10 protein-coding genes and 1 pseudogene are annotated in these 13,115 nt (G+C 64.6%); 5 read left to right on the forward strand and 6 right to left on the reverse strand.

Going from position 1 to position 13,115, the window contains the following annotated elements; genetic code table 11:
* Positions 1 to 93: 93 nt before the first annotated feature.
* Complete coding sequence (locus AAFG50_RS40940; RefSeq protein ID WP_028172597.1) at positions 94 to 912, reverse strand: ABC transporter permease; 819 nt, start codon at positions 910 to 912, stop codon at positions 94 to 96.
* A gap of 238 nt (positions 913 to 1,150) precedes the next feature.
* Positions 1,151 to 1,954 (reverse strand): ABC transporter ATP-binding protein, encoded by an 804-nt coding sequence (locus AAFG50_RS40945; RefSeq protein WP_028172596.1) that lies wholly within the window; start codon positions 1,952 to 1,954, stop codon positions 1,151 to 1,153.
* 106 nt (positions 1,955 to 2,060) lie between these two features.
* Between AAFG50_RS40945 and AAFG50_RS40950 the strand changes: the two genes are divergently transcribed.
* Together AAFG50_RS40950 and AAFG50_RS40955 are read left to right on the forward strand one after the other, a co-directional pair.
* Complete coding sequence (locus AAFG50_RS40950) at positions 2,061 to 3,383, forward strand: ActS/PrrB/RegB family redox-sensitive histidine kinase (RefSeq protein WP_011083727.1); 1,323 nt, start codon at positions 2,061 to 2,063, stop codon at positions 3,381 to 3,383.
* A gap of 102 nt (positions 3,384 to 3,485) precedes the next feature.
* Positions 3,486 to 4,040: an ActR/PrrA/RegA family redox response regulator transcription factor gene (locus AAFG50_RS40955; protein WP_008141807.1), complete on the forward strand. Its 555-nt coding sequence runs from the start codon at positions 3,486 to 3,488 to the stop codon at positions 4,038 to 4,040.
* Between the two features lie 114 nt (positions 4,041 to 4,154).
* On the opposite strand, the gene AAFG50_RS40960 is transcribed toward AAFG50_RS40955, so the two are convergent.
* Positions 4,155 to 4,646 (reverse strand): MmcB family DNA repair protein, encoded by a 492-nt coding sequence (locus AAFG50_RS40960; protein ID WP_011083725.1) that lies wholly within the window; start codon positions 4,644 to 4,646, stop codon positions 4,155 to 4,157.
* A gap of 261 nt (positions 4,647 to 4,907) precedes the next feature.
* Between AAFG50_RS40960 and AAFG50_RS40965 the strand changes: the two genes are divergently transcribed.
* Positions 4,908 to 6,605 (forward strand): alpha-amylase family protein, encoded by a 1,698-nt coding sequence (locus tag AAFG50_RS40965; protein ID WP_028172595.1) that lies wholly within the window; start codon positions 4,908 to 4,910, stop codon positions 6,603 to 6,605.
* A gap of 186 nt (positions 6,606 to 6,791) precedes the next feature.
* Here the strand turns inward: AAFG50_RS40965 and AAFG50_RS40970 are convergent, their stop codons facing one another.
* Positions 6,792 to 8,390, reverse strand: a complete 1,599-nt coding sequence (locus AAFG50_RS40970; RefSeq protein WP_028172594.1) for an alpha-amylase family glycosyl hydrolase — start codon at positions 8,388 to 8,390, stop codon at positions 6,792 to 6,794.
* 171 nt (positions 8,391 to 8,561) lie between these two features.
* Here AAFG50_RS40970 and AAFG50_RS40975 point away from each other — a divergent pair, with 171 nt between their 5' ends.
* Positions 8,562 to 9,254: an MBL fold metallo-hydrolase gene (locus AAFG50_RS40975; protein WP_028172593.1), complete on the forward strand. Its 693-nt coding sequence runs from the start codon at positions 8,562 to 8,564 to the stop codon at positions 9,252 to 9,254.
* A 93-nt stretch (positions 9,255 to 9,347) separates the two neighbouring features.
* Here the strand turns inward: AAFG50_RS40975 and AAFG50_RS40980 are convergent, their stop codons facing one another.
* Positions 9,348 to 10,526 carry a PHB depolymerase family esterase gene (locus AAFG50_RS40980; protein ID WP_028172592.1) on the reverse strand — a complete coding sequence of 393 codons (1,179 nt, stop codon included), beginning with the start codon at positions 10,524 to 10,526 and terminating at the stop codon, positions 9,348 to 9,350.
* A 129-nt stretch (positions 10,527 to 10,655) separates the two neighbouring features.
* Positions 10,656 to 12,068 (reverse strand): MFS transporter, encoded by a 1,413-nt coding sequence (locus tag AAFG50_RS40985; RefSeq protein WP_342714110.1) that lies wholly within the window; start codon positions 12,066 to 12,068, stop codon positions 10,656 to 10,658.
* Between the two features lie 159 nt (positions 12,069 to 12,227).
* Here AAFG50_RS40985 and AAFG50_RS40990 point away from each other — a divergent pair.
* Positions 12,228 to 13,092, forward strand: a pseudogene (locus AAFG50_RS40990) (FAD-dependent oxidoreductase).
* Positions 13,093 to 13,115: the final 23 nt, after the last annotated feature.

The raw sequence follows: 13,115 nt of genomic DNA on the forward strand, positions 1-13,115 counted from the left end.
CTGCCGAATGCGTAATATTGCGTCAATGCACCGTCCCCGTACATCTACGTGGCAAAGACGGTTAAATCAGCCTGAATCCACGGGAAAGTGAAACTATTCGCCGGCGGACAGCAGCGAGCCGTTCTTCCTGGCGCTGCGCAAAAGGGCAAGGAATGCCCCAAAAGATGCAACAAGCAGCCCTAAATTGATGGCCAGCGCCTCCAGCATCAGGTCGGTGCGGAAGGTGTTCTCGATCAAGAGCGCCCGCATCCCCTCGAAAACGTAGGTCGGCGGCAGCGTCCAGGCGACAACTTGCAGCCAGCCCGGCAGCACGCTGACCGGATAGTAGATGCAGGCGAGCGGCATGATCGCGAACATCAGGGTCCAGACGATGCTCTCGGCGCCGAGACCGTTTCGCAGCACGAGTCCCGAGACGAAGATGCCGACCGACCAGCTGGTGAAGATCAGATTGCAGAAGAACGCGATCAGCGGCAGGCCGAGGGCGTAAACGTTGAAGTGAAACAAAAACAGCGCGAGCAGCGTCATCGGGATCACGCCGATCGCGAGCCGGATCAGGCTCATGATCATCAGCGACAGCAGAAACTCGATCGGCTTCAGGGGGCTCATCATGAGGTTGCCGAGGTTGCGCGCCCACATCTCCTCCAGGAAGGAGATGGAGAAGCCGAGCTGGCCGCGGAACAGGATGTCCCAGAGGATGACGGCGCCGATCAGCGTGCCGCCGGCGCGCGCGAAGAAATTGGCGTTTTGCGCGATGTAGAGCTGCAGGAAGCCCCAGGTGATGACCTGGAGCGCCGGCCAGTAGAGCAGCTCGAGCAGCCGCGGCCAGGACGACATCAACAGGTACCAGTAGCGCAGGATCATCGCGCCGATGCGCTGCATGGAGATGCCGCGATGGAGGGTGAGCTCGGTCATGGCTGCACCGCGTAGCCCGGATGAAGCTTCGTCATTCCGGGGCGCGCGGAGCGCGAGCTATGATGCGCAATTGCGCATCTGAGAATCCATAACCACAGGCGGCGATTGTGGGGCGAGGCCGGTAACCCCGAGTCTTCGCCAAATTCAATCCTGTGGTTATGGATCCCGGGCTCGCGACTATGTCGCGCCCCGGGATGACGGGATCCATCCGGGCTAGGACCGAAAGATCGGGACTCCCTCATCGTGCCGCCTCCTGAGCTCCGTTCACCCGGCCGCGCGCAACGTCCAGGAACACCTCCTCCAGCGTGGTGCGGTTGTAGCGGGCCATGATGGCCTCCGGCGTGTCGTCGTCCTCGATGCGGCCGCGCTTCATGATGATGACGCGGTCGCACAGACGCTCGACCTCGAGCATGTTGTGCGAGGCCAAGAGGATGGTGGCGTTGTTCTCCTTGCGATAGCGCTCCAGATGGCCTCGCACCCAATCGGCGGTGTCAGGGTCGAGCGAGGCGGTCGGCTCGTCCAGGAGCAGCAGCTCGGGCTGGTTGATCAGCGCTTTCGCCAGCGCGACGCGGGTCTTCTGGCCGGCGGAGAGCTTGCCGTTGGCACGGTCGATGAATTCGGTGAGGTCGAGATCGTCGGCGAGCCTGGCGATGCGGCTCGCGAGATTCTTCACCGCATAGAGCTTGCCGAAGATGGTGAGGTTCTGCCGCACCGTGAGCCGCATCGGCATGTCGACATAGGGGCTTTCGAAATTCATCCGCCCCAGCACGGAAGCGCTCTCCTCGGGCATCTTATGCCCGAGCACCTGCACGCGGCCGGAGGTCGGCAGCACCAGGCCCATGATCATCGCGATGGTCGTGGTCTTGCCGGCGCCGTTGCCGCCCAGGAGCCCGGTGATGCTGCCGCGCGGCAGCGAAAAGGAGATATCGTCGACGGCGCGGGTCTGCTTGTAGACCTTAACGAGGTGATCGACCGCAATTGCCGCAGAGGAGCTGCGCTCCGCGACAGTCGGCGGACTTGAAGCTTTGTCGTTCCCGGTCATGCTGAGCCGTTCTTCTGCTATTGCAGCTGACAGCGCAAGGCTTGTAATCCGGGTGGTTCCACCAGCCGCGCGTTCGTGACCAGAAGGCACCGCCACATTGGCCGACATGACCGAAATTGCCGCTTCCGACTTTCGCCCCGCGCAGCGGCATATCCGCCTGGACACCATCCTGCGGCTGCGCTGGCTCGCGGTGCTCGGCCAGCTCGCCGCGATCTTCATCGTGGCGCAGGGGCTGGAGTTCAACGTCGAGATCGTCCCCTGCGTCAGCATCATCGCCCTGTCGGCCTCGCTCAATCTGGCGCTCCAGACCGTGTCCAATCCGCTGCAGCGGCTGGAGCCGATGCAGGCGGCCGGACTGCTTGCGCTGAACATCGTGGAGCTGGCCGGCCTGTTGTTCTTCACCGGCGGGCTCCAGAACCCGTTCTCGTTCCTGTTCCTCGCACCGGTGCTGATCTCGGCAACCGCGCTGCCGGCCCGCTTCACCTTCGGGCTTGGCGTGCTGGCGGTCGCCTGCGCCTCGGTCCTGTTCTTCTTCCACCTGCCGCTGCCCTGGGATTCCGACGATCCGCTGGTGCTGCCGCCGATCTATCTCGTCGGCGTCTGGCTCTCGATCGTGCTCGCGATCGGCGTCACCAGCCTTTACTCGTTCCAGGTCACCGAGGAGGCGCGCAAGCTTGCGGATGCGCTCGCCGCGACCGAACTGGTGCTGACGCGCGAGCAGCATCTGACCCAGCTCGACGGCCTCGCCGCCGCGGCCGCGCACGAGCTCGGCACGCCGCTCGCGACGATCTTCCTGATCTCGCGCGAGCTGGAAAAGACGGTGAAGGACCCGATCTTTGCCGCCGATTTGAAAACCCTGCGCGAGCAGACCCAGCGTTGCCGCGACATCCTCAGCAAGATCACCCAGCTCTCCTCCACCGGAGCGCCGTTCGACCGCATGAAGCTGTCGGAGCTGATCGAGGAAGTGGTGGCCCCGCACCGCGATTTCGGCGTCGACATCAAGGTGCGGATCGCGGTGGCCGCCTTCGCCGAGCCGGTCGGCTCGCGCAACCCGGCGATCCTCTACGGCGTCGGCAACATCGTCGAGAACGCAGTCGATTTCGCCCACACCACCGTCGAGGTGAACGCGTGGTGGAACAAGGACACGATCGAGCTCCTGATCTCCGACGACGGCCCCGGCATTCCGCCCGATATCCTTAACCGGATCGGCGAGCCCTATCTGTCGCGGCGGCGCACCCCGGATGACGCCGGCGGCGAACGGCGCGGCCTCGGGCTTGGCGTGTTCATCGCGCGCACCCTGCTCGAACGCACCGGCGCCAAGGTCTCGTTTACCAACCGGATCTTTCCGGAACACGGCGCGGTGGTCCAGATAACGTGGCCGCGACAGCGTTTTGAGGCTATCGAGACGCTTGAAGAAACAATAGGATAGACCGCGACCTTGCGTCGCACAGGCCGGCTGATCGACTATTGGCGGCCTTGGCGCCGCCCGTTTGCGACGCCATATGTGGATGTGCAGAGAGAGGACGAAACCTTGAACGCCATCGCCGAACTGAACGAACAGACCGACCGCTCGCTTCTCATCGTGGAGGACGACAAGCCGTTTCTGGAGCGCTTGTCGCGCGCGATGGAGACGCGCGGCTTTGCGGTGACATCGTGCGACACCGTCTCGGACGGTCTCGCGCAGATCGGCAAGGCGGCGCCGGCATTCGCCGTGGTTGATTTGCGCCTCGGGGACGGCAACGGCCTCGACGTGGTCTCGGCGCTGAAGAAGAAGCGCCCGGATGCACGCGCGATCGTGCTGACCGGCTATGGCAACATCGCCACCGCGGTGACCGCGGTGAAGATGGGCGCGATCGATTATCTCTCCAAGCCGGCCGATGCCGACGACGTCGTCGCCGCGCTGCTGTCGACCAGCGCAGAGAAATCCGAGCTGCCGACCAACCCGATGTCCGCCGATCGCGTCCGCTGGGAACACATCCAGCGCATCTACGAGATGTGCAACCGCAACGTCTCGGAAACGGCGCGGCGGCTCAACATGCACCGCCGGACGTTGCAGCGCATTTTGGCCAAGCGCGCGCCGCGGTAACGGTTTCGTAGGGTGGGGAGAGCGAAGCGAAACCCACCTTCCTTGCTGACCTGACCGCCTTGCTTACCTGACCGAAAGTGATGGGTTTCGCTTCGCTCTACCCATCCTACGGACTCATTCCCAGAAATCCGCGTGCCCCTGCGGATCGACCAGCCGGTTGATCCGCAAAGCCGCCGCCATCGCAAAACGCACCGTCATCTGCTTGCGCGTGGCGGCCGCGATCTTGTGCTCGGGCGCCTCGCAATGCAGATGCGCGCCATAGGCGTCGGCGATGATGAGGCCGGTGCCTTGCGGAAAGATCTCGCACGGCAGGTCCTGCGTGAAGGCGAAGAACAGCCGGTCGCAGTGGGCGCGGTATTCGTGCCATTTCTGATCCGCGCGCAGATCCTCGACCGACGACTTGATCTCGACGATCCAGATCTCGCCGCGCTCGTTCAGCGCCACCAGATCGGCGCGCCGGCCCGACGGCAGCGGCAGTTCGCTGATGCAGGAAAATCCGAGCGAGCGCAGCAGCCGCGCCGTGCCGCGCGCGATCGCCAGCGCCGTCTCGGATTGGCGGCGGTCCGGCGGCGGCACGAGGGCGATGTTGCGGGCGCTGCTGTCCATGGGATGAGGATAGCCGATTCCATTCCACCCGTCATTCCGGGGGCGCGCCAATTGGCGCGAGCCCGGAATCCATAACCACGGGGAGCGGTTGTGGCGCAGGACGGGTAACTCCCGGTCTTCGCAAAACTACTCCCTGTGGCTGTGGGTCCCGGGCTCGCGCTTCGCGCGCCCCGGGACGACGGCCGGGCAGGAACCTCCCCCTGCCCTCGCACTTATCACGCAGCCGCCGCACCCCGGCGGGACCTGTGAGGCCGCTCGCGCATGATCGACGATCTCTGGTACAAGAACGGCGTGATCTACTGCCTGTCCGTCGGCACCTATATGGATGCCGACGGCGACGGCGTCGGCGACTTCAAGGGCCTGCTGCGGCGGCTCGACTATCTGCACGGCCTCGGCATAACCACGATCTGGCTGATGCCGTTCCAGACCTCGCCCGGCCGCGACGACGGCTACGACATCGCCGACTATTACAGCGTCGATTCCCGCTACGGCACGCTCGGCGACTTCGTCGAATTCGCCCATGGCTGCAAGCAGCGCGGCATCCGCATCATCATCGACCTCGTCGTCAACCACACCTCGGACCAGCATCGCTGGTTCAAGGAAGCGCGGCGCGACAAGAACTCGCCCTATCGCGACTGGTACGTCTGGTCCGACACAAAGCCCGCCAATGCCAACAAGGGCATGGTGTTTCCCGGCGTGCAGAAATCGACCTGGACGCGCGACAAGGACGCCGGCGCCTGGTATTTTCATCGCTTCTACGATTTTCAGCCCGACCTCAACACCTCGAACCCGCACGTGCAGGCCGAGATCTTGAAGATCATGGGCTTCTGGATCCAGCTCGGCGTCTCCGGATTCCGCATGGACGCCGTGCCCTTCGTGATCGCGACCAAGGGCGCCAAGGTGAAGAAGCCGGTCGAGCAATACGACATGCTGCGCGCGTTCCGCGAATTCCTGCAATGGCGCCAGGGTGACGCCATCATCCTCGCCGAAGCCAATGTGCTGCCGGAAACCGACATGGAATATTTCGGCCGCGATGCCGACCGCATGCACATGATGTTCAACTTCCACGTCAACCAGCATCTGTTCTATGCGCTGGCGTCGGCCGACTCGCGACCGCTGGCAAAGGCGCTGAAGGCGACCAAGCCGCGGCCGGGCTCGGCGCAATGGGGCCTGTTCCTGCGCAATCACGACGAGCTCGATCTCGGGCGCTTGACCCCGGCGCAGCGCGACACCGTGTTCAAGAGCTTCGGCCCCGACAAGGACATGCAGCTCTACGACCGCGGCATTCGCCGCCGCCTCGCGCCGATGCTCGGCGGCGACCGCAGGCGGCTCGAGCTTGCCTACAGCCTGATGTGCACGCTGCCGGGAACGCCCGTGATCCGCTATGGCGACGAGATCGGGATGGGCGACGATCTCTCATTGCTGGAGCGCAATTGCGCGCGCACGCCGATGCAATGGTCGACCGAGCCGCATGGCGGCTTCACCAAGAACGACAAGCCGGCCTGTCCCGTCATCGACAAGGGCCCTTATGGCTTTCCGCACGTCAACGTCGCCAAGCAGCGGCGCGATGCCAATTCCATGCTGAACTGGACCGAACGCATCGTCCGCATGCGCAAGGAGGTGCCGGAGATCGGCTGGGGCAATTTCGCGATCATTGCGACGCGTGATCCGGCCGTCTTCATCATGCGCTATGACTGGCGCAACAATTCGGTGCTGTTCGTGCACAATCTCGATGAGAAGCCACGCGAGATCGCGTTCTCGACGGGGCTGCCTGATGATGCCGGCGCGCACCTGATCAATCTGCTCGCGGAAGACCACAGCCACGCCGACAAGCGCGGCCAGCACCGCGTCGTCCTGGAGCCGTATGGCTATCGCTGGTATCGGGTCGGCGGGTTGGATTATTTACTGAAGCGGAGCGATATCGATGAGGATATTGCGGGTAACAAGCATCCGGGGTAGGTGCATCCACACACTCCGCCGTCGTCCTGGCGAAAGCCAGGACCCATTACCCCAAGAGGTCGTTGGCGCGTGAGCTGATAACCACCAGCCTCCGCCACACTGCGTCCTGTGGTAATGGGTCCTGGATCTGCGCTTCGCTTGTCCAGGACGACGTTGGAGAATGACGCTGTCGCCTCGCCCTACTTCTTAGGGCGGCTGCACGATCACCCCTTCATTCCCGCGCAAATCCAGCACGCCTTCCAGCCTCTCACCCTCACGATCCAGGAACGTCGACAGCAGGATCTCGCTGCCGAAGCGGATCGCGCTGGTGGTGACGGCGATCGGGTCGGGGCCGAGATTGAGGGCCACGATCACCGCCCTGCCCTCGGCCTCGCGGCGGTAGATCAGGAGATCGCCCTGCGCCGCGATCGGATGATAGTTGCCGGCCACCAGGGGCGGGCTGCTCTTTCGCAGCACGATGAGCCGCCTGTACAGGCTGAGGATCGAGCGCGTGTCGGCTTCGAGATTGACGACATTCTCGTGGATATGATCCTCAGGCAGCGGCAGCCACGGCCTGACGTCCGAGAAGCCGGCGAAGTTCGAGGAATCCCACTGCATCGGCGTGCGGCAACCGTCACGGCCGACGCCGATGCCGGGCACGTTCTTCTCGAAGGGATCGCGCACGTCCTCGGGCGCGATCGCGAGCTGATGCATGCCGATCTCGTCGCCGTAATAGAGCGTCGGCGTGCCGCGCAGCGTCAGCAGCAGCATGGCGGCGACGCGGGCCTGCTCGGGCCCGACACGGCTGGCGACCCGCGGGCGGTCGTGATTGCCGAGCACCCAGTTCGGCCAGGCGCCTTTCGGCAGCGCCTTCTCGTAGTCGTCGATGATCGTCTCGATCGAGCGCGCGCTCCAGAACGTCGAGAGCAGCGCGAAGTTGAACGGCATCTGCGCGCCGGTGAGGTCGTTGCCGTAATAGGCCATCAGCCGGTGCAGCGGCAGATAGATCTCGCCGATCAGCACGCGGGCGCGATAGGCATCGGTGACGCGCCGCATCTCGGCGATGACGTCGTGCACCTCCGGCTGGTCGGTGGAATATTGCGTCAGGATCTTCTCGTTCGGCGGACGGCCCTCGACGTAGTGAGGATTGGGCGGATTGTCGCGGAATTCGGCGTCCTTGATCAGGTGCCAGATCACGTCGACGCGAAAGCCGTCGACGCCCTTGTCCAGCCAGAACCGCATCGCGTCGTAGATCGCCGCGCGGACGTCCGGGTTGCGCCAGTTGAGGTCCGGCTGCTGGGCGAGGAAGGCGTGATAGTAATATTGACCCGTCGTCTCGTCGAACTGCCACGCGCTGCCGCCGAACTCGGACAGCCAGTTGTTCGGCACGCCGCCATCGGGCGCCGGATCGCGCCAGACGTACCAGTCGCGCTTGGGATTGTCGCGCGAGGACCGGCTCTCGACAAACCAGGGATGCTGGTCCGAGGTGTGGTTGGGCACGAGGTCGAGGATCAGCTTGAGGCCATGCTCATGCGCGGCCGTGAGCAGCGCGTCGAAATCCGCCATCGTGCCGAACAGCGGATCGATGCCGGTATGGTCGGAAATGTCGTAGCCGAAATCGGCCATCGGCGAAGGGAAGATCGGCGACAGCCAGATCGCGTCGACGCCGAGCGACTTCACATAAGGCAGCCGCCGCAAGATGCCGGCGAGATCGCCGACGCCGTCACCGTCGCTGTCCTGAAACGAGCGCGGATAGACCTGGTAGAAGATGCCGTCGCGCCACCAATTCACCTCGCCCTGTGCCATGTCGGAGAACCCACCCGAAAATCCGCCTCGCGCGAGAGAACGCGGAAGCAACGCCCCGGTTCAAACCAGCAGGCCAATTGGGACGGCCGTGTGACGGCCGAGGCGGCTGTTCCGGGGCCGGGCCACGAATCTTTTGCTTGGCGGCATGGCAAAAATCGGCATTGTGGCGCCATGACCGAGCAAAATGATACCCAAGGATCCTCGCAAGAGTCCTCGCAAGCCAAGGCCGGCGCGATCATCGTCCCCGTGACGCTGTTCGAGCAGAACTGCACCATCATCTGGGACGAACCCGGCAAGAAGGCCGTGGTGATCGACCCCGGCGGGGACGTGCCGAAGATTTTGGAGGCGATCAAGCAGACCGGCGTCACCGTGGAGAAGATCTGGCTGACGCACGGCCATATCGACCATGTCGGCGGCGCCGCGGAATTGCGCGATGCGCTGAAGGTGCCGATCGAGGGACCGCATCAGGCCGACAAGTTCCTGCTCGACAATGTGGTGGAGAGCGGCGCGCGCTTCGGCATGACCGGGGTGCGCAACTTCGCGCCGGACCGCTGGTTAGAGGAGGGCGACACCGTGTCGATCGGCGGCTTGCAGTTCGACATTCTGCACTGCCCCGGCCATTCGCCCGGCAGCGTGGCGTTCTTCAACAAGGAATTACGTTTTGCCCATGTCGGCGACGTCCTGTTCGCAGGCTCCGTCGGCCGCACCGACCTGCCCGGCGGCAGTCACGCCACGCTGATCAGCTCGATCAAGACCAAGCTGTTGCCGCTCGGCGACGATGTCGGCTTCATTTGCGGCCATGGCGCCGGCTCGAGCATCGGCCAGGAGCGGATGACCAATCCGTTCATCACCGGCGAGATGTAAGCTCTATTCAGCGATGCACCGGCGTCGCCACAAACAGAGCTGTCATCCCGGACAAGCGTAAGCGCAGATCCGGGACGACGCGTGAGGGCTGAGCTACTTCATCAACCCCGCGGCGGTGAGCGCGCGCGTGATGATCTGGCCGAGGTCGAAGCCGCGGGCGTCCTCGCGCTTCGGCTCAGCCGGCGGTTCGGCGACCGCGTCGCGGATCGAGCGGGCCAGATGCGGCGCTGGCGTCAGCGCCGGCTTCGGCGCTCCAGGCTTTGCCTCCGCCTTCTTCTTCGCCGCGTCCGGAATCCAGCCGGTCAGGCCGAAGAACTTTGCGATGTGGTAGGATGAGGAGATGCCGGCCTCGATCAGGAACGCGCCTTCGACGCCATAGCGCTGGTCGTTGTCGGCTAGCCCGAGCGGCGTGCCGTGCGCCATGTCGGTGATGGCGTAGGACTCGACCAGCGTCTCGCCGTCCTTGTTCCACCAGGCCTGACGCGGATAGCCGTCGACATTGGTCTCGGCCATCGGCACGTCAGGCAGGTCGTGCAGGTCGAGCCACTGCTTGACGATCTCGTTGGCATTGCCGGGATTGACGGTGCGGTCGGCACTGCCGTGCCACACCGACATCTTCGGCCAGGGGCCGCGATAATCGGAAGCGTTGCGCACGAGATCGCCGAGCTCGCGCGCGGGACGCGCCGGCGAATGGAACATGCCGTCCAGCGCCTCGCGCAAATTCGAGGCGATGCCATAGGGCAGGCCTGCGATCACCGCGCCGGCCGCGAAGACTTCCGGATAGGTCGCGAGCATCACGGACGTCATGCCGCCGCCGGCGGAGAGGCCGGTGATGAAGACGCGCCTGGGATCGATGCGGTGCGTCTTGACCATATGCGCGATCATCTCGCGGATCGAGCGCGCCTCGCCGCTGTCGCGCGCAGTGTCTTCCGGATTGAACCAGTTGAAGCAGGTGTTGCCGTTGTTGGCGCGCTGCTGCTCGGGCATCAGCAGCGCGAAGCCGTAGTGCCGTGCGAGCGTCGACCAGCCCGCGCCGAGATCGTAAGCCGCTGCGGTCTGTCCGCAGCCATGCAGCACGACGACGAGCGCGCGCGGCATCTGCAACTGCGCCGGCGCGAACGCGAACATGCGAAGATTGCCGGGATTGTCACCGAAGTCCGCAACCTCTTGCAATGGACCGGGCGCATCCGCGCTGCGGCCGAAGTCGGCAAAGCGCAGACCATCCACCTTCGGCAGGCGTCTCAAGAGATCGATATTTCTGGCAAGCGACACGGCAACTCCTGGCAGGCGACGTTCAACGTCCACCCAAACCAGATAGTTGCTGCACTGCAAAATGAAAAGTGTGTGTGCTGTCAATTACCAGAAATTCACGGAGAAACCGCACGCATTAACCGCAATGCCTCAACTTCGTGCAGATGCGCGGCGCATCCACGCCAGAAATGCGGCGCAGATCATTATTAATGTCACAAACAGCGCGAGCGAGACGAGAAATCCTGCGCGCGGTGATTGCAGAGCTTCGAGCGCGAAGAACAATGCGCCGATTGCGGCCACTCCGGCCGCATTTCCGATCTGCGCAATGGTGCCGTACATGCCGGACGCCGAGCCTGCGGCGACGGGCTTCACGGTGGAAAGCACCGCGCCGGACAGCGGCGCCATCACCAGGCCCTGACCGTAGCCGAAGATGATCATGGTGAGCGCAAGCCCGATCGGCGTCGGCGCATCGAGATCGACTACAACAAGCGCGAGCGCGGCGAGGCCCGCGATCTGAAGCGCGCAGCCCTCGATCAACACCTTGGTGCCGCGATGGCGCGCCCGCACACCGCTGTGACGCGAGGCCACGACGAAGGCGAACGCGAGCGGAATGAAGGCCATGCCGGCTTCGAGCGGCGGGATCTTCAGGCCGCGCTGCATGAACAGCGTCATGACGAGATAGAACGAGAGATTGGCGACGAAGAAAAAGAAGGCCGCGCCGAGGCCGCGCAGGAACGCCGCATCCGCCAGCAGCGTGAGATCGATCAGCGGCATGCCGCCGGCGCGCCCGACTGCGTGCTCGAGCTTCAGGAATAGCGCGAGGATCACCCCGCCGATCGCCATCGCCGCCCACAGAAACGGCGCCCAGCCGACGTCGTGGCCGAACAGCAGCGGACCGATCAGGCACAACAACCCTGCGAACAGCACAACACTGCCCTTGATGTCGAGCTTCGTACCGGCCCGGCGAGGCACCGACGGCATGATGCGCCAGGCAGCACCGGCGATGACGAGGCCGCTGGGAACGTTGACGAAGAACACCGAGCGCCAGCCGGTGCCGGCGAGATCGAGCGTGACGAGAAGCCCGCCGAGCAGGAAGCCCGCGGCGCCCGCAAGCCCGAGCACAATGCCGTAGACGGCAAAGGCGCGGTTGCGCTGGCCGTCGGTGAACAACAGATGCAGCGTCGCCAGCACCTGCGGCACCATCAGCGCGGCGGTGGCGCCCTGCGCCAGCCGCGCGATGATCAGCTCCGCGCCTGATCGCGCCAGCCCGCACCACAGCGAGGTCAGGGTGAAGCCGAGCACGCCGGCCAGGAATACGTTCTTGGTCCCGTGGATGTCGCCGAGCCTGCCGCCGGTGACGACCAGCGTGGCATAGGCGATCAGATAGATCGCGATGACGGATTCGATCTGCGCCGGCGTTGCGTGCAGATCGACGGCGATGGTCGGAATGGCGACGTTCACGATGAAGGCGTCGACGCCGAACATGAACTGGGCGGCGACGACGATGCCGAGCACCCACCAGCGGCGCGACGAATCGATCTGCTTTGTGACGGTTTGATGCATCGGCGCGCGGCCCTTCCGGAATTTATTTGCGCGCGATGCTCGCAGATCGGCGTCATCGGCGCGATTACCTCCGAGGTAGGCCTTGCCGCCTTCTTGCCGCCTTGGCCCGATTGCTGCATGTCGGTTCCCGCTGGTCTCGCGGGGTTCGGAAGTCTTCCGATGTACGACTACGACATGGTGGTGATCGGCTCGGGCTCGTCGGGGCGCCGGGCCGCAGTGCAATGCGCCAAGCTCGGCAAGGCGGTGCTGGTGGTGGAGAAGGGCCGGCGGGTCGGCGGCGTCTCCGTCCACACCGGCACCATTCCCTCCAAAACCCTGCGCGAGACCGTGCTCAATCTGTCCGGCTGGCGCGAGCGTGGCTTCTACGGCCGCTCCTACCGGGTGAAGCAGGATATCGCGGCAAGCGACCTGACGACCCGGCTGCAGAAAACCCTCGATCACGAGGTCGAGGTTCTCGAGCATCAACCTCGAGGCCGCCGGCATCGCCGTCGATCATCGCGGGCGCATCACGGTCGATCCCGTGACATTGCAGACCAGCGTGCCCCACATCTACGCGGCCGGTGACGTGATCGGCTTTCCGAGCCTCGCCTCGACCTCGATGGAGCAGGGCCGCGTCGCCGCCTGTCACGCGCTCGGCATGGAGCCCCTGGCGCCGCCGGAGTTCTTTCCCTACGGCATCTATTCGGTGCCGGAGATCTCGACCGCCGGCCTCACCGAAGAAGAGGTGCGCACGCGCGGCATTCCCTACGAGGTCGGCATCGCCCGCTTCCGCGAGACCTCGCGCGGCCACATCATGGGGCTGAACAGCGGCATGATGAAGATGATCTTCTCGACCAAGACGCGCCGCCTGCTCGGCGTGCACATCCTCGGCGAAGGCGCTACCGAGCTGATCCATATCGGCCAGGCCGTGCTCAACCTCAAAGGCGGCATCGACTATTTCATCCAGAACACGTTCAACTACCCGACACTGGCGGAGGCGTACAAGATCGCCGGCCTGGATGCGTGGAACAGGATGACGCGGTGATCTTCCTTCGCCTCTCCCCGCGG

Origin of the sequence: Bradyrhizobium sp. B039 (assembly GCF_038965675.1) — a bacterium.
GTDB classification, from domain to species: Bacteria; Pseudomonadota; Alphaproteobacteria; order Rhizobiales; family Xanthobacteraceae; genus Bradyrhizobium; species Bradyrhizobium diazoefficiens.